Source organism: Gilliamella sp. B14448G11 (assembly GCF_016101765.1).
Lineage (GTDB): Bacteria > Pseudomonadota > Gammaproteobacteria > Enterobacterales > Orbaceae > Gilliamella > Gilliamella apicola_N.
This window is the reverse complement of record NZ_JACFPX010000023.1, coordinates 1-22,121: the sequence shown is the minus strand read 5'-3', so window position 1 is coordinate 22,121 and position 22,121 is coordinate 1. Positions and strand designations below refer to the sequence as shown.

Sequence of the window (22,121 nt, the reverse complement as noted above, 5' to 3'; positions counted from 1 at the left end):
CACAAGTTTTTTACGCCTTTATAAACTTAAATTTTGTCAAAAATTAAAGAACCCTTAAACCTTTTCCAAGTTTTATATCTACTAATAGTTGTTCGTTAATACACTAATTTATCGATTTATTAATTAATCACACATTGATCTAAATTAGTGAGTTTCATTCAGTACAAGTTTTCAAATAAAAACTGGTTAAATCCAGCATAAATTAATTGTGGATTTGAATGGGAGGAAATAATGAATAAAGTATACAAGTTAGTTTGGAATGCTAGACGTAAAGCTTTCATTGTTACATCAGAAAAAGCGCAATCAAAAGGGCGATTATTTTTGGTTAATTTGTTATCTGTAGCAACTTTAACCGCAGCAATGGTACCTGTTAGTTATGCTCAATGTATCGAAACATCTCTTAAAAATAATAGTTGCGAGACAAAAATTACTAGCCAATATGCAAATCAAAATTTATTAAGTTTACAACGTAGTGATTATCTAAATCATCTGTTGAGCACTGCAAATCTTAACGGTTCAGTTGAAATATCTCTTCCACACCATCTCGAATCTAATGACGATGGTTATACCTATACAAGTAACTCTGATGTTGATAACTTAGTTATAAACCAACCTGCCGGTAATATCATTGGTGGAACAAATGGTGTTAATATTAATCATAATGGTACTGGATCAACAAATATATCAATTAATGGTGATGTCACTGGTAAACAAAATGATGGGATACATGCTTCAAACTCAACTAATACTCAAGACTTAAACATTATAGAGACCGTAGGCGCCGACATTCACGGTAATTTGAATGGAATTAATGTTGCTAATAATGGTCACGGAACAACAACAATAACAACTTCAGATTCCGTTGTAGGTGACGAAAGTGATGGTATTGTTGTGGTGAATGACGGTGATACAAAAGGTATTAAAGTAATCCAATCAGCAGGGAGCATCCATGGTAAAAAAAATGGTATTAATGCCGACAATAGAGGTAAAGAGACTACACATATCACAACCGCAGGTGAAGTTATTGGTGATGATAATGAAGGAATTAATGCTGTCAATGAACAAAATGCTGGTAATATGGCTATTGAACAAAACAGTGGTTCAATTAGTGGTCATTTAAACGGAATAAAAGCTAATAATTTGGGTAATGGTTCGACTACAATCACAACTACAGCCAAGATTACTGGGCAAAATAATGATGGAATATTTGTAAATAATAATAGTAATACTCATGATTTATCGGTTACCCAATCTTCCGGTTCAATTAGTGGAGAATTAAACGGAATCAATGCTACCAACGGCGGTAATGGGGCAACTATTGTAACCACTTCAGGAACGATTACAGCTAATCAGCAAGATGGTGTGGCTATTGTCAATCAAGCCAATACTAGAAAACTAACTTTCAACCAATTAAAAGGCGATATTACAGGCAAACAATATGGTATCAATATTGTCAATAATGGTAATGGTTTAACATCTATTAACAGTTATGGTAATGTCGAAGGTCAACAAAAAGATGGTATATTTGGTATTGGAGGTGTAAACACTAACGATTTAAACGTTAGTCAATCTACTGGTAGTATAAAAGGTGAACTAAACGGCATTAATATGACCAACCAAGGAAACGGCTCGACTTTAATTACGACTAATGGTGAAGTAACCGGTCATCAAAATGATGGGATATTTGCTGTTAACGAAGTGAATACTCATGAACTAACAATTAATCAATCTGCAGGCAATATTCATGGCCAATCAAATGGAATAAATATTAATAACAAAGGTAGTGGCTCGACGATTGTTAGCGCATCTGGCGATGTAATCGGTGACAATAATTACGGCATTAGCGCTGTTAATGAAACAAATACTAAAGACCTTAATATTCGGCAACCACTAGGTAATATTCATGGTAAGCTTGATGGTATTAATGTAGAACATAAAGGAACAGGTACAACAACAATCGCAACCTCTGGACAAGTGATAGGTGATCAAGAAAATGGAATATATGCCATAACTCAAACGAACACTAAAAATTTAACAGCCAAACAATCATCTGGTTCTATTTTAGGGAAAAAAAATGGTATTAATTTTAATAATTTAGGAACTGGTTCAACTTTCATTAACACTGCAGGACAAGTAGAGGGTAGCGAATATGATGGAATACTGGTTAATAATGATACTCACAGTCAAGATGTCAACGTAATGCAAACTGCGGGCAGTATAAAAGGTAATTTAAATGGCATTAATGTTAACAATAAAGGAAACGGTACTACATCAATAACAACTTCTAATGATGTTATAGGAACACAAAACAATGGTATGACCGCTGTTAATGAACAAAATACCCAAGATATAATTGTTTCTCAGTTAGCCGGTAATATTCAAGGTTTACAAAATGGTATTAATATGTTTAACAATGGTAAAGGTGCCACATCAATAAATACATCCGGAATGGTTATCGGAAAACTTAATGATGGTATTTATGCGTTTAATAACAACAATACTACTGATCTTAAAGTTAGCCAATTAGAAGGTGAAATTAACGGTAAACACAATGGCATGACAATTGAAAATAATGGACAAGGTTTAACATCTATTACTACTTTAGGTAAAGTCATAAGTGATCAAGAAGACGGAATATTTGCAACAAATAATACTAATTCTAAAGATCTAAACATAATTCAATCTGGTGGTGAAATTATTGGTAATAAGAATGGTATTAATATTGTTAATAATGGTCAAAGATCAACCGTTATCAGTATAGCCGGAAAAGTTATTGGTAACAATAGTAATGCTATTTCAGCTGTAAGCCAATCCTCAACCAATAACCTATTATTTGGACAGACACAAAACAGTGAAATAATTGGTAAACTTAATAGTGTTGATCTTGCTAATCATGGACAAGGTTCAACAGGTCTTAAAGTTGCAGGCAAAATAGTTAGTCTAGACTTAGATGCCATTATTGCAACTAATTATTCTAATTCGAATAATTTAACATTTAGACAAGAATCTGATAGTGAGATCCAAGGTGCTAAAAATGGGATTAATTTCACTAATCATGGAAATGGTATTACACGTATTGTTAGTGAAGGTAAGATCACTGCTAATAACGGTTCAGCAATATTAGCTTTTAATAGCGATACTGCCTCAGATTTATTAATAAACCAAACAGGTGGTATCATCAATGGTTTTGATAATGGTATTGAGGCTACCAATAGTGGTACAGGTATTACAGAGATTAACATTTATGGCAAAGTAGAAGGACAATCAGGAGCAGGTATTTATACCACAGGTAAAGAAGGGTTAGAAACCCATATAAATTTAAATCAGGGTGCAGATGTCTCATCGGCTAGTGACATTGCAATAAAAAACGAAACCACAAATTCAATTATTTCTCTAAATGATGGTTCTAAAATTAGTGGACAAATTAGACTTGGAGAAGGTAATGATACATTGTTTATTAATGAAGGAGCAGATATATCACAACTAACTGCAATAGATGGTGGTAATAAATTTACGCGCGTAGGTGGATCGTCTGACGATGATACCCTTAACCTTAATGTTCATCTTATCGGCTCATCAACTTCAAGCGGTTCGACTGGAAATGTATCAATCGTTGGATGGGAAAATATTAATCTCAGTCCGATTGGTAAATTGACATTAACAGGGGATTTAAATACAGATCAATTAACTCTTGAATCAGGTGCAATTGTTGATCTTCAATCCACTTTACATCAATCACAAATTAGTGGAAGTGTTCATAATGGAGGGACTATTACACTTGGTAATTCCTATGCAGGAGATAGTTTGATTATTGCTGGCGATTATGTTGGAGATAACGGGAAATTAGTGCTTGATACCGTCGTTCAAAATAGTGATAGTCCAACAGATCGATTATTAGTAAACGGTAATGTTTCAGGAAACACATTTATACAAATTAATAATATTAATGGGTTAGGTGCTGATACGAGTAATACTAATGGCATTGAATTAGTCCATGTCGATGGGGTAAGTACTCATGATGCATTTAAAATCCCTGAAGATCATTTAGATGTTGGCGCATATGAATATTATTTGCATAAAGGTGATCTTAACAACCAAAATAATAACTGGTATTTACGCTCCTATTTACCTAATGATCCAACCAATCCAACCAATCCAACCAATCCAACAGACCCAACGGATCCAACTAATCCAACAGACCCAACGGATCCAACCAATCCAACCAATCCAACCAATCCAACAGACCCAACGGATCCAATCAATCCGACAGACCCAATGAATCCAACCAATCCAACAAACCCAACGGATCCAATCAATCCGACAGACCCAACGGATCCAATCAATCCGACAGACCCAATGAATCCAACAAACCCAACAAACCCAACCAATCCAACACATCCAATCGATCCAAGTATTGATCCGGATACAGGAAAACCTGTTAAACCTGCAGGTGTAAAAACTTATCGTAAAGAAGTTCCTTTGTTTGGAGCAATCGCAGAACAACTTCGCTTAGCAGAAAATATTATGCAAAGTAATTTACATCAACGTATTGGTAATATGCCGTTGTTAGATTCACCAATAAGTTGGGGTAGAATTATAACTAAACGTATTGATGTAAAACAAAATGGCATTACTAATCCTCAAAGCAAAGGAAACTATACTGGTTTTCAATTGGGAAGTGATTTTTGGCAAGAAGACAATTGGCGACTGGGCGCTTATTTTGGCTATTTGTATGGTAATATGACGGTTAATGGATTTGCTAGTGGTCGAAATGGACAAATGGGTAAAAATGGTATAAATTCCTACTTCTTAGGTGCTTATAGTACTTATATGCAAGACAATGGTACTTATCTTGATATTGTTTTACAAGGGGCTCGTCATCGTGTCAATGTAAAACCTGATGGTAATAAAAACAGCAAACAAAAAAGCTATGGCTTAAGTGCATCAATTGAAACAGGTAAACCATTTATCTTATCGGCTAATGGCTGGAAGTTTGAACCACAAGCCCAAATTATACATCAATGGCTTGATATGCATGATAGTCATATTAGTGGTAATACCAAAGTAAAACATAGTAATAATAATGCTGTGTTGTTCAGAATTGGTGCTCGTTTTGAAGGTAATTTCAAAATGGATGATACATTATTACGTCCTTATGCTCGTGTTAACCTGTTCTATTCACCAAGTGGTGCTGATCATATAACCTTTGCTAGTAAAAATGCTGCTACGGAATTTAGTAATGGTGCTAAATATTTAAGTTCGGAAATGGCAATAGGTGGCAGTTTTGAAATTAATAATCAATTCAGCGCTTATACAGAAATCGGCCATACATGGACAAATGGTGGGGATGCAAGAGTCAAAGCACCGTTTAGCGCATCTGTTGGTATTCGGGCTAATTGGTAATAGTTAAATAAACTTTCACTAAGGCATAAAAAACCGGTATGACATAGCGAATTTAAGTGACCCCCAATAGTTGGACAACCAATTACAGGGGGTCTTTTTATGTCAAAATATAGTCGAGATTTAAAAATTATCATAGCTAATGAATTCTTATCAGGAGAATCATCGGAAATATTTTCTAAAAACTTTATTCAAACAACTTGATTCAGAATAACCATATCTGAACGTATTATTATCGATATCAACGTTACACAGCTGGATTAATAAGTGATATTACAGTTTTTATATTTTAATCTTAAAGATAAATTGTTATAGGGCTTGTTTAGAATGCAATCAACTTGTTGCACTAAATCTTTACTATCATCGGACATAGATAAAATTAACTCATACTTTTTAATGGGTTAAAAGCCCCCTTTGTTGGAGGCGACCATGATGTTTATTAGTATTAAATCTATATTACGATTTCAAAATTAAATATTAGGCCGACGTTTAGTCAGCCACTCTACAACTGCTGGATCTCGATGTGAGAAAAATGCACTGGTCGCAGTATCAATTGCGGTAATATCGATCATATCTTGATTTGAAAGTTTAAAATCAAATATATTAAAATTTTCGGTCATACGTTCTTTTCTCACTGATTTTGCTAAACAGACAATTTGGCGTTGTATTAACCAGCGTAAAATAACTTGACCAACTGATTTATTATACTTATTACCAATGGTGGTTAAAACAGGATGATTGAAAATATCATTTTTTCCTTCTGCAAAGGGTGCCCATGCTTCAGGCTGAATCGTTTTACTTTGCATCCAAGGTGCTGCTTGTAATTGTTGATTAAATGGATTAACTTCTATTTGATTTACAGCAGGTTTTATTTTATTAAAAGCCATTAAGTCAGCTAAACGATCTGGCTGAAAATTACTGACACCAATGGCTTTAATTTTTCCTTGCTCGTAGAGCTCTTCCATTGCATGCCAAGCACCATAAATATCACCAAAAGGTTGGTGGATTAAATATAAATCAATATAATCCACTTGTAATAAATTTAATGATTGTTCAAATTGGATTTTAGCACCTTCATAACTAGCTCGGTTTAACCAAAGTTTGGTGGTAATAAATAGATCTTTTCGGTCAATCCCACTAATTTTAATCGCATTTCCCACTTGGCGTTCATTTTGATAAGCGGTTGCTGTATCAATCAGGCGATAACCAACATCAATTGCATCTAATACTGCTTGTTCACAATGCTTTTCATCAATTTGATAAACACCAAATCCTAAAGTTGGCATCTCGATCCCATTATTTAATTTTATCTTTCTCATAATGATCACCTCTACAAAAAATTAACTGAAAATACCAAGTGTTATTATATTTTTATGATTATTTATCAATTATATTATTTAGTAAAGCTAAAAATATTAATCAGTTAAGATAAAGTTTTGTATGCCAACAACTTTACTAACAATCCTCTATCGTTTGAGTTTTAGTTTAATTATTAAACGTCATCAAATAGTTTTATTAGGATTAATTTAGTTAGAATAAATTCCAATACATTCATTGATAACTGTAAATTTTTTTAATTCATTAAGGTTTGATAGATTGATTTGCTTTTTTATCTGTTTTAGTTACAAGATAATTTACTGAACAATACTATTGCAATTTTAATTTATCGTATATTAGAAGTTGCGTTATTTATATATGATTATTTTTTGGTATTAAAAGTAAAACATTGAGGATTCGGTTAGATGATACATATGTTATTGTATAAATATTGATGTTTTAAGCGATTTTGAAAATGTTTATAACGTCGTTATTAAATACAAAGAATCAGTTATGATTGAAAGTATAAATCATTTCGATTTATATAATAATTTTATCAGATTACAATTGATGAATTTCGGTACTTTTTAGAAAAAATCTAAAAGAGTTGACTAACATATTAATAAAGGAGAATAAAATGACGATTCGTGCTGTACCTCTTGATAAATCATATCGCTTACTGAATCATGGACCAACGGTAATGGTTTCAGCAAAAAATGATAATACTGAAAATGTTATGTCAGCATCATGGGTCTGTGCATTAGATATGTTTCCTGCAAAATTGACAGCAGTACTAGACAAAAAGTCATTCACACGGCAACTTATCGAAAAGAGCCAGAAATTTGCAATACAAATTCCTATTGCCAAACAAGCTGAACAAGTTATAGGCCTTGGTACACAAAGTTATTTCGATAATCCAAACAAATTAGCCGATAACCACATCGAGTTATTCTATCAAGAAGGTTTTGATGTTCCTCTTGTAAAAGGCTGTGCTGCTTGGTTGATCTGTCGTCTGATCCCTGAAGAATATAACCAGCAAAATTATGATCTATTAATTGGTGAAGTTATCGGTGCATGGGCTGATAATCGTATTTACGAAAATGGTCATTGGAAGTTTGATGAGATAAGTGATGAAATGAAGACGTTGCATTATATAGCGGGTAATCAGTTTTATATCACAGGTAAAGGAGTTGTTGTTAAGGATTAGCCTAGATATTTTCTAAATTAATTACACAATTAATAATTAATAATATCTTTAAAATTATGATGTATAAAGATAAGTTGTCCATTAATCGAATATATTTAAAATATTACTTAACATGGAAATCGTCCAAAATTTTTAAACGTTACTATCTAATTATTGGTAAAAACAATGATTTGCTGGTATTTTTTACTTTTTAAATTTTTATAAAATCATGATCTCTCGCCAATCATTTTTAATATCCTTGTATATAAAAAGGAATAACAAATCTTAATAATTGAATAATGTGATATAAAAAATAGTTATCATAATAATTTTTTTATAGTTTTACTGTTCAATTATGTTAATGTTTTGCCGTTACATTATTATATAGGGAAATACTATGCCTCATTCAACTAATAGATTGGTTCGTATTTATTTTAAAGTAGGGCTGATACCGCAAATTATATTAGGATTAATTCTAGGTATTGCATTAGCCGCTATTTCGAAAGATCTTGCATTAGATATGTCATTTATTGGAGCACTTTTTATTAATGCCTTAAAATCCGTCGCTCCTATTTTGGTTCTTATTTTAGTTATTGCTTCAATATCCAATCACCAACATGGTAAACGCGCTAATATGGGTGAACTTCTTACGCTTTATTTTTCTGGAATGATGTTGGCCGCATTATTAGCAACGGTTGCTAGTTTTATCTTTCCTTCTGTTATTTCATTAGGAGATGCCGCTGACCAAAGCAAATTAACCCCTCCAGGTAGTATTGTTGAAGTATTAAAAACGTTGTTTAACAAAATGATCGACAATCCAGTAAATGCGTTGGTTAATGCTAACTATATTGGTCTTATCATTTGGGGCGTTGGTATTGGGATTGCGTTAAGGCACTCAAGTGAAACGACCAAAACAATGATGAACGATCTGTCTTTAGCAATTTCATTCATTGTAAGAATTATTATTCGCTTTGCACCATTAGGCGTATTTGGTTTAGTTGCTTCAACTCTTGCAGAAACAGGTTTTGGGGAGTTACTTAAATATGCCCATCTATTAGTCTTATTAGTATCTTGTATGTTAATTGTGGCATTAATTATTAATCCATTATTAGCGTATATTGTTATGCGTAAAAATCCATTTCCACTCGTTTTGACTTCATTAAAAGATAGTGCCATCCCAGCATTCTTTACTCGTAGTTCCGCAGCAAATATTCCGGTTAATATCGAAATTTGCAAAAGATTAAAAATGGATGAAGATACCTATTCTGTAGCAGTACCATTAGGTGCGGCTATTAATATGTCAGGTGCGGCAATCACTATCACTATTTTAACTTTAGCGACCGTTAATTCTTTGCATATAGAAGTGGATATTTTTTCTGCGTTATTACTTTGTATTGTGACGAGCGTATGTGCATGTGGTGCATCAGGTATTGCAGGCGGGTCTTTACTGCTTATTCCTGTTGCTTGTAGTATGTTTGGTATACCTAACGAAATTTCAGCAAAAGTCATTGGTATCGGGATTGCTATTGGTGTAATTCAAGATTCCGTTGAAACTGCGCTTAATTCATCTAGTGATGTCGTATTTATCGGCGCAGTATCAGAAAAAGTTCAACGTAATAAGACAAAATAGTTTTAAAATATGTAGATAATCGCTAGCTTATACTTATCTCAACAGCCTGATAAAAAAATTTATCAGGCTTTTTTTATTAACCAATAGATATAGTCATCAGGCAAATTATTGCATTTATTGATATGACTATTTATCATAATTCAAAATTCGATCAATTATATTCACGCAAAATATTAGAATCTTATGCCATCTAATCAAACTATTTCTGCTTCGACATTTCCCAAAAAAGGTAATACAAAAAAAGGTCATGAGACAAGATCTGCATTGATTCGTAGTGGAGTAGAATTGATGACCACATATGGGTACATTTCATCAAATATTGAAAATATTTTAAAGCAGGTAGGCGTGCCCAAAGGTTCCTTTTATTATTACTTCAAAAGTAAGGAAGACTTTGGAAAAGCAATCATAGCGAGTTATGATAGTTTTTTTGCTCATAAATTAGATAAGCATTTAAATAATTCGTCGATTAAATCACCAATTGCTCGAATTAAAGCTTTTTACGAAGATGCAAAGCAAGGTATGGCGAAGTATGATTATGATCGTGGATGCTTAATTGGCGAATTAATTCAAGAAGAATCACTCTTACCTCAAGGTTATGCGCAACTGCTTGAATAGGTTTTGCAAAGTTGGCAAGTTAAAATAGAAAAATGCCTTGAATTGGCAAGAAAATCAGGTGAAATTAACGCAAAAATTAATTGTAAATTATTATCTGAATTTTTTTGGTTAGGTTGGGAAGGTGCGGTAACACGTAGCAAATTGCTAAAAAAATCAGAACCGTTAGATACATTTATAACTGTTTTTATTAATATGACAATTAAATATAATGTAATATCCTAATTTATTCTAACTTTATGTTTGTTAAACCTTATCCAAATATAATTTATTGTTTTTAACTAGACGACCAGTCTATAATTTTTAGACCAATTGTCTATTAATGTAATTAAATTATCTAACTGGCGTGTCAATTAATTCAGTTAATCAATTATCTATAGATTTATTATCCATTACGCAATAAGGAATATATATGTCATTCAATGCCATTATTTTAGAGAAAAATGAAGTTACTGGGTTTTCCCATTCATTGAAAACCATAACTAAACAACAACTACTTCAACAACAAGGCGACACCTTAGTAAAAATACAATATTCAAGTATTAATTATAAAGATGCATTAGCATTGACCAATAAAAGTCCTATTGTTAGACAATGGCCAATGGTTCCAGGTATTGATGGTGTAGGGACGGTAATTGAATGTCAAAGTGGTCGTTATCAACCAGATGATTTGATTATTTTAAATGGTTGGGGGTGCGGTGAAAAACATTGGGGATGCCTTGCTCAATATGCCTATTTGCAATCAGATTGGCTAATTCCTTTACCAAGCAATCTTACTCCTTATCAATCAATGATTATTGGTACCGCAGGGTATACGGCTGCTTTATGTGTTTTGCGTATTGTTGATTTTGGCGTTAAACCAGAAGATGGCAAAATTTTAGTTACAGGCGCCACAGGTGGCGTTGGTTCAGTTGCTATCGCATTATTGAGTAAATTAGGTTATCAGGTCACCGCCTCAACCAGTAAAATGAATGATGAAGATTATTTACATAAACTGGGTGCGGTCGAGATTATTGATAACCAATCATTAAAAGAGCCTAATCGACCATTACAAAAAGAACAATGGTCAGCAGCAATTGATGTGGTTGGTTCGTATACATTAGCAAACATTTGTGCACAAACTCAATATGGTGGTATTGTCACTTGTTGTGGTCTTGCTCAAGGTATGGATTTACCGGCAACGGTTGCACCTTTTATTTTACGTGGCGTGACATTAGCAGGTGTTGATAGTGTGATGGCGAGCTATGGTAAACGGGTTGCTGCATGGCAATTAATAGCACAACATTTTGATGAAAAACTATTTTCTCATATAGGCCAAACAGTTACCTTAAATGAATGCCCTGACATAGCTAATAAAATGATAGCTGGACAAATTAAAGGGCGTTTTGTGGTTGATGTTAATCATTAACGAAAAAATTAACTATATAAATTTCTTATGATTTAGCGGTGTAAAATATTCACCGCTCATTCAAGTTAAGTAAACAGCCGATTTAAATGTAAACAAAAAGGATTAATTCAGTAATTATCCTTGTATTTCCTGTGAAATCAGAATAAATTCAATCTAAGTAAGCTGTTTTGAAAGTAAAGTTCGCAATGACCGTTTAAAATTATCAATATTTAGTGAGTAATTTAAAGAGGGGAAATGTGATATGCCTTATCAAACACGAGATGATCTACCTGAATCGGTTCGACATGTTCTACCTGCCCATGCTCAAGATATTTTTAAAGAAGCTTTTAATAATGCAATAAAAGAGTATCAAGATCCTAAAAAACGACGAGACAATAGTTCGCCTGAACAAATTGCGTTTCGAGTTGCTTGGTCGGCGGTTGAGAAGCTTTATCATAAAGATGAAAATGGCAAATGGGTTGCTAAATAATCACCTAAATGATAAATATTCTTTGTTTTAACATTTATTAATACTATTGATTAATAATCAATAAAAAGATAGTATAAAATCTAAGCCAACATGTATGGTTGGCTTAATTTATATTTAAATCAAGGAATTAAAATGTTTATTTTTTCTCTTACCTATCTTAAACCCATTAATGAAGTAGAAAAATATTTACCACAACATATTGATTATCTAGAACACTATTATCAAGCAGGGCATTTTATTGCTTCTGGTCGCAAAGTACCTCGCAAAGGTGGTGTAATTCTTTGTTGTGCTGATAGTCATGAACAAGCCATGTCAATCATGCAAGAAGATCCGTTCTATATTCACCACATTGCCGAATATGAACTGATAGAATTTATCCCTACAAAATATGCAAAAGAGTTTGAAGTATTTATTTAATTATTGTCGATTGTTTAAAATTTATTTTTAATAACATGGAACATCAATATCGATCTTTAATTTAAAAATTAAACAGTTATATCATCCATTTGATAAAATAAATATAATGTTAATTATCTAAAATTTAAACTTTCATATTCGCTTATCTAATCAATCCTATCTTTAAACATAACCATTCAAAAAAATTAATTGAAACTGTGAACCTTTTTTGCTTTTTTGAGCCTCTATATATGTATGTTATTTAATAAATAAAATGATATTAAATTCATTTAATTTTACTATTCGAGTATGACGGATTAAATAAAGATTAAAAAAACATGAGTAAAAACAGAGAACAACTAATCAAATTAGCTTGTCAGGGAGATCAACAAGCAATTGAAAAGTTATTGTTGATTTGTCAGCCCGATATTAAACGATTCGCTCGAAGAACATGTTCAACCTCAGAAGATGTTGAGGATACTGTTCAAATTGCATTATGGCAGTTATATCGAAAAATAGGGATGTTAAAAACAGTAGCAACGTTTACAGGATGGTTATTTCGTATAGTTGAACGAGAATGCTATCGGTTATTTAAAATTAGGCGCTCAAAAACTATTAATTCAGACTTTGAACTTGATAATTTGCCTGCAACATACCTTTTTCACTTGTTACACAACTGTTTTTTATTCTTTGTGCAGTTCTTTTGTTACGAGGCTGTTCTGCTTGTTGGTTTTTCGGTTTAATTAAAAAACGACAAATACAAAAAGGAGAGTAAAATGAGTAATTATCAATCAAGTAGTGATTTTAAATATCTTGCTTCATTATTGAAATATTCCCCCAATGAAACCCAAGCATTTATACATTTTGATCAGCAGACAATTAAGCGAACTGATGGAGTTATTCCAACAAAAACACGTGAATTAATTGCATTAGCTATAGCGCTTACGACGCAATGTGCTTATTGTATTGATGTCCATGTTAAAGGTGCAAAACGAGCAGGGGCAAGCGTTGATGAGTTGGCTGAATTGATTTCGATTTCCGCATCGGTAAGATCTGGCGCAACCATGGCTCACGGTCTGTTAGCAATGCGCCTATTTGAACAAAATAATAGTTAAATTCTATTTGTTATAATCGTATTTTAAAAAATGGCAGTAATTAAGAAAAAAGTTAAACTGCCAAATTTTACTATTCAACTATCTAATTAGATGGCATTTTTATCTTTTCTTCTCCAATTTTATCTCTTTATCTTAATGTAAGATAAATTTTCCTTATTATATTTTTATTTATTATTTTTCCTTATCAATAAGGAAAAAGTTGGTTAGTAATTAATTATTTTTCCTTTTATACTGAAGTTGAAATGTCAATAAATATAGGTACTTGATTATGAATAATAAAGGTTTACCAAAAGGTTTTTTATGGGGAGGAGCTGTTGCCGCTCATCAATTAGAAGGTGCTTGGCAAGCTGGCGGTAAGGGTCCTAGTGTTGCTGATGTGATGACTGTTGGATCGCCAAAAAGTTATCGAAAAATCACGGAAGGCATTATTCCAGGAGAATATTATCCTAATCATGAAGCTATCGATTTTTATCATCATTACAAAGATGATATTAAACTTTTTGCTGAAATGGGTTTCAAATGTTTTCGAACCTCAATTGCTTGGACTCGTATTTTTCCGAAAGGTGATGAGCTTGAACCAAATGAAGAAGGTCTGAAGTTTTATGATGATCTTTTCGATGAGTGTTTGAAATATAACATTGAGCCAGTTGTTACCCTTTCGCACTTTGAGTTGCCTTATTATTTAGTTACCGAATATGGCGGTTTTCGAAATCGAAAATTAATTGATTTCTTTGTTCGCTTTGCTACCGTCTGTTTTGATCGCTATAAGAATAAAGTTAAATATTGGATGACTTTTAACGAAATCAATAACCAAGCTAATTTTAACGAAGATTTTGCCCCTTTCACTAACTCTGGTATTTATTATAAACCAGGCGATAATCGTGAAGAAATCATGTATCAAGCCGCACATTATGAATTAGTTGCAAGTGCTAAAGCAGTACAAATTGGTCATGCGATTAATCCTGATTTTGAGATTGGTTGTATGATTGCTTTAATACCAATCTATCCAGAAACATGCAAACCAAGCGATATCTTAATGGCTCAAAAAGTCATGGAGCGTAAGTATTTCTTTACTGATGTCCATGTTCATGGTGAATACCCAAATTACATAAAAAAATATTGGCAACGTAAAAACATTAAACTTGATATTACCCCACAAGATTTGGAAGTGTTAACGAAAGGAACAGTTGACTATATAGGATTTAGTTATTACATGTCGAATGTGGTTAGACACAATAAGGGTAATGACCATTTTGATTATAATGAAAAAACTGATTTAGTCGGCAATCAGTATGTCAAAAAATCCGATTGGGGATGGCAAATTGACCCTGAAGGCTTACGTTATACATTAAATTGGTTAACCGATACTTACCGTTTGCCACTTTTCATTGTTGAAAATGGTTTTGGTGCCTATGACAAAGTTGAAGCAGATGGAAGTATTCATGATACTTATCGAATTGAATATTTACGTGAGCATATAAAACAAATGAAGTTAGCCGTTGAAGAAGATGGCGTTGATTTGATGGGATATACCCCTTGGGGCTGTATTGATTTAGTTTCAGCAGGCACTGGCGAAATGGAAAAACGTTATGGTTTTATCTACGTCGATAAAGACAATAAAGGCAATGGAACCTTAAAACGTAGTCGAAAAGATTCATTTGCTTGGTATAAAAAAATCATTGAGACAAATGGTGAAACTTTATAACGATAAAATTCATTAGGAGAGATTATGAAAAAAGCGTTAATTATTTGTGCTGCAGGTATGTCATCATCACTTATGGCTAAAAAGGTAACTGAATTTTTTGCTAGCCAAAATAAACCTATTGAGCTTGATGCGGTATCGGCAACACAAGGCAGCAATATGATTAAAAATAGTGATTTTGCACTGTTTTTAATTAGCCCTCAAACCATGATGATGTTTGATAAATTAAAAGCATTAGGTGATGAAGTAGGTAAACCAGTAGTCAGTATTCCATTTCAAGCCTATATCCCTATTCAATCGGGTATAGAGCAGTTAGCTAAATTAGTTGAGGATAATATTAATTAAAAATTAAGAAAATCCCAGTTCTACCGATCTAAATATGATGCGATTGTTTAATTAAATGATCGCATCATAAAAATGGTTCAAGTTTTTAAGTGATCTTTTAATAATTTAACCATTTAGGATAGATTTAGTTAATAGCTTAGGTATAGTAGATAATGATAAAACATAAACAACGAGAACTCATTAGTTTACTAGTTCGTTCTAAAAATGAATATAAAAGTAGTCAAGAACTTGCTACCGAATTATCCTTATCTGATCGTACTGTACGTACTTATCTTAAAGACTTAAAAACTTTAATTGAACGCAATGGTGGCAATATAGTAAGTAAGCAAGGCTATGGCTTCCAGTTAGAAATTTTAGATAGAACTTCGTTTAACTTATTTTTAATTGAGCACCATTTACTAGATAAAAATATTGAGCAATCTCAATGTCGTGAAGCCAGCGAGCGAAAACATTTTATCCTTAATTTGTTATTACTAGAGAGTCAAAAAATTGATGTTGAAGAGTTATCCGAACAGCTATTTATTAGTTCATCACAATTAAATAAAGATATAGCTGAGATAAAATCTCAATTACAGACTTATGAATTAACCCTTAAAAAAAATCGATCGTTAATTTTTGTCGACGGTGAAGAAAAAGCCAAACGTCATTTTATAATGAGTTACTTTTTCCATGAAGATTCGATTAATTTTTTACACCATTTATCTTATTTCAATCAATCATGTAAAGCTATTAGCTTTGATACTCTTACTATCATTATTTTAGATGAGTGTCGTGAAGCAAATATCAAATTATCTGATGTAATGATTCAAAATATTGTATTGCATCTATCACTAAGCATTAAGCGTTTACAATCAGGACTTTCTATTCAAAATCTTGATTTGCCCGTTTCAACCAGTACAACGCTTGAATACCAAGTTGCCAATAAAATCATTGCACGCATTGAGTCTGTAATTGGTTTTCATTTTCCGAAAGAAGAGCAAATGTATCTTACTTTACATTTGATGAGTAAATCTAATTTAATTCAAGATGTTCTTGATGATGAACTCTGCTCGTCATTAACCAATTTACTTCTAAAAATTCAACAAGAGACTGGTTACCCTTTTTGGCATGATGAACAATTGAAAAATGGATTAATTCAACACCTAAAACCTATGCTAGTGCGTTTAGAACAAAATATAAAATTAGAAAATCCATTAATAGATGAAATTAAGGATCAATATTTAGAAGTTTTTATGTTAGTTAAACGTTATTTAAGCCAATTACCTAGTTTAAATAAGTATAAGGTCAATGATGATGAATGGGGGTATTTGGCGCTGCATTTTTTAGCTTCACTTGAAAAGTTAAAAAACGAACAGAAGTCTAAAGTTTTGATCATTTGTGCAACAGGAGTAGGCAGTGCACAATTATTAAAAAATCGGGTTCAGAGCGAATTTGATGAGCGTGTAAAAATAGTTGCAACCCGTGGTTACTATGAAATTGAACCCGAAATGATAAATGATATTGACTTTATTATTTCATCTGTCGATTTATCATCAAAAGTATTTAAAGTCCCCGTATTTCATGTATCGGTATTTTTTGGTGAAGAGGATGTTCAAGCAATTCGTCGATATCTTTCTCATAGACAAACGCCCAATTTATTACCTAAAGATTCCTTACCAATAACAACAGAACACAAGAAGCAAAATCACTCGAATTATATTGCTCAGATTTTTGATGATATTGCTGCTGATTATTTTTATTTGTGCCATCGAAAGCCAACTAAACAAACCGTATTAGATCATTTAGTTGATCTATTATCCGTTAATGAAGTTAAAAACTTCAAACAAGAGATGAAAAAGCAAATGGAAAAACGTATGGCTATTGGCGAAATACTCTTTAGTCCAACAATTGTGGTTCCACATCCTGCTATACCGGTTGGCAAGATAGCGAAAATAGCCATTGCTGTGATTCCCGATGGTTTGTTTTGGGATGACAATTATCAAAACGTTAAATTTGTTTTTATGATTTCACCATCAATTTATCAAAATTCAAACTTAGCCATGATGACAAAAGCAATCGTCAACTTAATTGATGATTTACCCATGCAACAGGCGATGTTAGACATTTCAGATTTTAATCAATTTAAATCACTTTTTATCCAACTAATTGAAAAAGGAGCGTAGCAATGAATGACAAAATGAGCTCAGAGGATATTCAAATTACTGCTTTCAATATTATTTTGCACAGTGGTAATGCTAAAACCAAAATCCATTCGGCTTTCGAATTGATGCGAAAGGGTGAGTTTGATAAAGCTAATCAGCTTTTAGATGAAGCGAATGATGAGATTTTAGAAGCCCATGAGTCGCAAACAGGGCTACTTCAGTCTTATGCTAATGGGACTAAAATTGAAATGGAAATTATCATGGTTCATGCTCAAGATCATTTGATGACCACAATGACGCTTCGTGAAATTGCTATTGAGATGTCTCATCTATATCAACAAACATACAAGTTATCCAGTTAATTAAGAGGTCAGCTATGGATTCTCAATTAGAAAGCCAACTTAAAACACATAAAAAAATGAGTTTGACTAATCTCTATTTTAATCGTTTTTTAGCGGTTCGTTATACCACGGCATTTTTTCTATTTTTAAACCTCTATTGGGCTGTTTTTTTTATGGGGAGCTTATCGGTTGGCATTTTATTACCACTATTGCTTATTTTGCTTGCTACCTTAACCAGTTTTGAGCAGATTAGACTTTATCGAAATCATCAAAACCATTTACGATATGCTAGTCTTTTCTATCGGATAATGTTGTTAAGTATCATTACGTTAATTGTTTCAATTTATACCCCATTATTTCACTTTTTCTTTCCATTTTTAAAATATTCACAAGAGACTTTAAACGTATTATTAGGAATTTTGGCAGCAAGCTTAGTTTTTACTATTTTTATACTGCTTAAACTGAAAAAGATTGAGCGTAATGAGGATAAACATTTTAAAAGAATCCAAGCTTATCAAGAAATCATTAATTAAATGAGGAAAACAAAATGAATAACGGATTTGTGTTGTTACAAAAATATCTAATGACTCCGATGGCAAAAATATCGCAGTTTAAGATTGTTCGAGCCGTAATGGCGGCGGGAATGGCATCAGTTCCTTTTTGTATCGTTGGCTCGATGTTTTTAGTGTTTAATACGTTACCGATGACCTTTACTGGATTGGAAACAGCTTTTGATAATTCTGTTTTCAGAGTAAGAGATCTTTATATGATAGCTAATACTGCAACAATGGGAATATTAGCACTTTATTTTAACATTGTTGTCGGTTATGAATTAACTAAAATCGAGGAAGAAGAGACTGGTTTAAAAGTTAATGCTCTTAATGGCGCAATGCTATCTGTTTTTGCTTTCATCATGACATTACCAGAATTAGTTATGCAAAATGGATCGATGGTGTTATTTAATGATCAAAGTGCAACCGTCTATAACGGCTTACGCCTAAGCCCTTTTGTTGCTCGATTAGGAACTTCAGGAATCTTTATTGCAATTGTCATGGCAATTTTAGCAACACAACTTTATTTTCTGTGTGTACGTCGTAATTTGGTAGTTAAAATGCCTGAAACCGTTCCATTAGGAGTATCACGCTCATTTACTGCACTTATTCCAACATTTATCATTGCATTTACAGTTATTATTTTAAATGGTGTTTTGATTTATTTTGGTACTGACATTTTTAATATCATCGGCATTCCGTTTATCTTTGTAACTAATTTAACTAAAAGCTGGCTTGGCATTATGGTGATTCTATTTTTAATCCATGCTCTTTGGGTTGTTGGTATTCATGGCGCAAGTATTATCGGTGCCTTTATTACTCCGATAATGCTAAGCAATATGAATGAAAATGTTGGTGGAGCAGCCATTCCGTTTGCGGGTGAATTTAATAACTCACTAGTCATTTTAGGTGGTTCGGGCTCAACACTTCTTATGACATTCTTTATTGCTTTTTGTGCTAAATCAAGCCAATTAAAGATTTTAGGTCGTGCCTCAGCGGTTCCTGCGATTTTTAATATTAATGAACCAATCATTTTTGGTATGCCAATCGTATATAACCCATATCTTGCTTTACCATTCTTATTAGCACCAATGGCATGCGGTACTCTAGGCTACTTTGCTATAAGTTCAGGTTTTATGAATCCAATCATTGCGTTGATACCTTGGCCATCGCCAATGGGCTTAGGTGCATTTATTGGTACTGGTGGTGATTATCGGGCTATGTTTGTAGCCATACTCTCTGCAATCTTAGCATTGATAATTTATCTTCCATTTGTAAAAATTTATGACAATAAGCTATATAAAGAAGAACAAGCTAAAGCTGCAAATCAAGAGCAATTAGCTTAATTGCCAATGAATTGAAAAGAGCGTAGATAATTATATATCATTATTTATGCTCTTTTTATTTTTTCTAAGTTTTAGCCTAAAATTTAAATAAAGCACAAATTTAGACAGTCTTTCTTTTATTTGTGCTGATCATTATTTACTCGCCTCTTTGATTTTCTATGCTATATTGATTATTACTTCTTTCATTAAATTCACAATATAAAATTTATCTTTTTGATTTATAGGAAGATGTTAATTATTTGTCTTTAGGAGGTTTAAAATGTTCTATCTTAAACGTAGGTGGATCAAGTATAGCTGTTTTATTGCGTTTTTAATGATAAGTCAGCAAGCTATTTCCGCTGAAAATCTTCAACCTAAATTCGAAGCGGGTGCGGTTGCCTCTCCTGATTATTATGGTGCCATCGCTGCCAAAGAGATGTTATCCAAAGAAGGTAATGCTGTTGATGCTGCTGTTGCAACAGCTTTTACATTAGCGGTTACTTATCCTGAAGCGGGTAATATAGGTGGTGGGGGATTTATGACACTTTGGATTGAAGGACAGCCTTATTTTATGGATTATCGTGAAGTTGCCCCTAGCAAAGCAGATAAAGATATGTTTCTTGATGATAAAAAAAATGTAATCGACAATCTGAGTTTATATTCTCATAAAGCGTCAGGTGTTCCAGGTACTGTTGCGGGCATGTGGGCTGTTCATCAACGCTTTGGTCGGTTAAGTTGGAAAGAAGTTATGGCGCCAGCGATTCGTTTTGCTAATGATGGATTCAGAGTTAATAAGCAATTAATAACTCGTTATCAAGAAATAGAACCAACAGCACCAGCCAATGGTTACTTTAAGCGCTATTTTAGTTCTATGCAAGAAGGACAGATGTTTAAACAACCTGAACTTGGCAAAGTATTAGAACGTATTGCAATGCAAGGTAGTGATGGATTTTATAAAGGAGAAACCGCTAAATTAATTGCAGAGCAAATGGCAAAAAACGATGGTTTAATTACGGAGAGTGATTTAGCCAATTATCAAGCAAAATGGCGAGATCCTTTAGTTGCAAATTGGCAGGATATGCAAGTTGTTACTGCGCCACCACCAAGCTCAGGCGGTGTAGGTTTAATTCAACTATTATCAATGAAACAAGAATTAGCGAATGATTTTGAAGGTGTTAAAGTTAATTCATCAAAGTATATTCACCTAATGGCAGAAATAGAAAAACGTGTTTTTGCCGACCGAGCAGAATATATGGGGGATCCTGATTTTGTAACCGTACCCGTCGCTCAATTAATCAATACTCATTATATGGCTCAAAGGGCTAAACAAGTTAATCCAAAAAGCATTTCCAATACAGAACAAGTTAAAGCTGGTTTAGATAATGGAGAAAAATTACAAACAACCCATTTTTCAATTGTGGATAAATGGGGCAATGCAGCTTCAAATACTTATACACTGAACGGTTGGTTTGGTTCTGCTGTCGTTGTGCAAGGTACCGGTATTATACTAAATAATGAGATGGATGATTTTAGTAGTAAACCTGGTGTCGCTAACCAGTTTGGTGTTGTAGGTAAAGATGCAAATGCAATAGAACCCAATAAACGACCTTTATCTTCGATGACACCCAGTATCTTCATAAAAGATAATAATGTGGTAATGGTTATTGGTACACCGGGCGGCTCAAGGATTTTTACCTCTATCTTTCAAGTTGTAACCAATGTTTTTGATAACCATATGACTTTAAAACAAGCTGTACAGGCGCCGCGTTATCATCATCAATTATTACCAAGCAATGTTATTTATATCGAAAGTTTTCAAAATAATGTACCAAAACAATTGAAAACTGAACTTGAGCAGATGGGATATAGCTTTTATCAACAAGATTTTAGTGGAGATATTCAGGTTATAAAAATTACCAATAATAAACCTGATGCTGTATCAGATATCCGTGGTCGAGGTAAAGCAATAATTGTAGAATAAAATTTTTATAACATTCTTGTTGCTATAGCAATTTATTTGCTAGTATTAAAAAATTGTTACTAATACATAATAAAAAACCCGCCAGTTTGAAGTGACCCCCAATAGTTGGACAACCAATAACTGGGGGTCTTTTTATGTCAAAATATAGTCGAGATTTAAAAATTATCATAGCTAATGAATTCTTATCAGGAGAATCATCGGA

18 protein-coding genes are annotated in these 22,121 nt (G+C 32.9%); 17 read left to right on the top strand and 1 reads right to left on the bottom strand.

Annotation, left to right across the window (positions count from 1 at the left end):
- The first annotated feature begins 231 nt into the window (after positions 1 to 231).
- Positions 232 to 5,403 (top strand): autotransporter outer membrane beta-barrel domain-containing protein, encoded by a 5,172-nt coding sequence (locus H3S88_RS12090; protein WP_198229042.1) that lies wholly within the window; start codon positions 232 to 234, stop codon positions 5,401 to 5,403.
- 467 nt (positions 5,404 to 5,870) lie between these two features.
- Here H3S88_RS12090 and H3S88_RS12085 read toward each other — a convergent pair whose 3' ends face one another.
- Positions 5,871 to 6,719 carry an aldo/keto reductase gene (locus H3S88_RS12085; protein ID WP_198229043.1) on the bottom strand — a complete coding sequence of 283 codons (849 nt, stop codon included), beginning with the start codon at positions 6,717 to 6,719 and terminating at the stop codon, positions 5,871 to 5,873.
- Between the two features lie 635 nt (positions 6,720 to 7,354).
- On the opposite strand from H3S88_RS12085, the gene H3S88_RS12080 reads away from it, so the two are divergent.
- The 16 genes from H3S88_RS12080 (at position 7,355) to ggt (ending at position 21,919) form a co-directional block, all read left to right on the top strand.
- The gene (locus tag H3S88_RS12080; RefSeq protein WP_198229044.1) at positions 7,355 to 7,924 is read left to right on the top strand and encodes a flavin reductase family protein; all 570 of its coding nucleotides are present in this window, start codon (positions 7,355 to 7,357) and stop codon (positions 7,922 to 7,924) included.
- Positions 7,925 to 8,300: 376 nt separating this feature from the next.
- Entirely contained in the window at positions 8,301 to 9,533 is a 1,233-nt protein-coding gene (gene sstT / locus H3S88_RS12075; protein ID WP_198229045.1) for a serine/threonine transporter SstT, read from the top strand.
- Positions 9,534 to 9,716: 183 nt separating this feature from the next.
- Positions 9,717 to 10,148 (top strand): TetR/AcrR family transcriptional regulator, encoded by a 432-nt coding sequence (locus H3S88_RS13285; RefSeq protein ID WP_198229046.1) that lies wholly within the window; start codon positions 9,717 to 9,719, stop codon positions 10,146 to 10,148.
- A 3-nt stretch (positions 10,149 to 10,151) separates the two neighbouring features.
- On the top strand, positions 10,152 to 10,370 hold the full coding sequence (locus tag H3S88_RS13605) for a TetR family transcriptional regulator C-terminal domain-containing protein (protein WP_198229047.1): 219 nt from the start codon (positions 10,152 to 10,154) through the stop codon (positions 10,368 to 10,370).
- 187 nt (positions 10,371 to 10,557) lie between these two features.
- The gene (locus tag H3S88_RS12060) at positions 10,558 to 11,553 is read left to right on the top strand and encodes an MDR family oxidoreductase (RefSeq protein ID WP_198229048.1); all 996 of its coding nucleotides are present in this window, start codon (positions 10,558 to 10,560) and stop codon (positions 11,551 to 11,553) included.
- 241 nt (positions 11,554 to 11,794) lie between these two features.
- Positions 11,795 to 12,022, top strand: a complete 228-nt coding sequence (locus tag H3S88_RS12055) for a ChaB family protein (protein ID WP_198229049.1) — start codon at positions 11,795 to 11,797, stop codon at positions 12,020 to 12,022.
- Between the two features lie 132 nt (positions 12,023 to 12,154).
- Positions 12,155 to 12,439, top strand: a complete 285-nt coding sequence (locus H3S88_RS12050) for a YciI family protein (protein WP_198229050.1) — start codon at positions 12,155 to 12,157, stop codon at positions 12,437 to 12,439.
- Positions 12,440 to 12,756: 317 nt separating this feature from the next.
- Entirely contained in the window at positions 12,757 to 13,161 is a 405-nt protein-coding gene (locus H3S88_RS12045) for an RNA polymerase sigma factor (protein ID WP_198229051.1), read from the top strand.
- A gap of 33 nt (positions 13,162 to 13,194) precedes the next feature.
- Positions 13,195 to 13,533: a carboxymuconolactone decarboxylase family protein gene (locus H3S88_RS12040; protein ID WP_198229052.1), complete on the top strand. Its 339-nt coding sequence runs from the start codon at positions 13,195 to 13,197 to the stop codon at positions 13,531 to 13,533.
- 268 nt (positions 13,534 to 13,801) lie between these two features.
- Entirely contained in the window at positions 13,802 to 15,238 is a 1,437-nt protein-coding gene (locus tag H3S88_RS12035) for a 6-phospho-beta-glucosidase (RefSeq protein ID WP_198229053.1), read from the top strand.
- Positions 15,239 to 15,262: 24 nt separating this feature from the next.
- Positions 15,263 to 15,580, top strand: a complete 318-nt coding sequence (locus tag H3S88_RS12030) for a PTS cellobiose transporter subunit IIB (protein ID WP_086326178.1) — start codon at positions 15,263 to 15,265, stop codon at positions 15,578 to 15,580.
- Positions 15,581 to 15,732: 152 nt separating this feature from the next.
- Positions 15,733 to 17,742, top strand: coding sequence for a BglG family transcription antiterminator (locus tag H3S88_RS12025; protein WP_198229054.1), 2,010 nt, complete (start codon positions 15,733 to 15,735; stop codon positions 17,740 to 17,742).
- A 2-nt stretch (positions 17,743 to 17,744) separates the two neighbouring features.
- On the top strand, positions 17,745 to 18,083 hold the full coding sequence (locus tag H3S88_RS12020) for a PTS cellobiose transporter subunit IIA (protein ID WP_086326180.1): 339 nt from the start codon (positions 17,745 to 17,747) through the stop codon (positions 18,081 to 18,083).
- A 14-nt stretch (positions 18,084 to 18,097) separates the two neighbouring features.
- Positions 18,098 to 18,595, top strand: a complete 498-nt coding sequence (locus H3S88_RS12015) for a hypothetical protein (protein WP_144091653.1) — start codon at positions 18,098 to 18,100, stop codon at positions 18,593 to 18,595.
- A gap of 14 nt (positions 18,596 to 18,609) precedes the next feature.
- Positions 18,610 to 19,959, top strand: coding sequence for a PTS cellobiose transporter subunit IIC (gene celB / locus H3S88_RS12010; protein WP_086326182.1), 1,350 nt, complete (start codon positions 18,610 to 18,612; stop codon positions 19,957 to 19,959).
- A 313-nt stretch (positions 19,960 to 20,272) separates the two neighbouring features.
- The gene (ggt, locus tag H3S88_RS12005) at positions 20,273 to 21,919 is read left to right on the top strand and encodes a gamma-glutamyltransferase (protein WP_370528613.1); all 1,647 of its coding nucleotides are present in this window, start codon (positions 20,273 to 20,275) and stop codon (positions 21,917 to 21,919) included.
- The last annotated feature ends 202 nt before the right edge of the window (positions 21,920 to 22,121 follow it).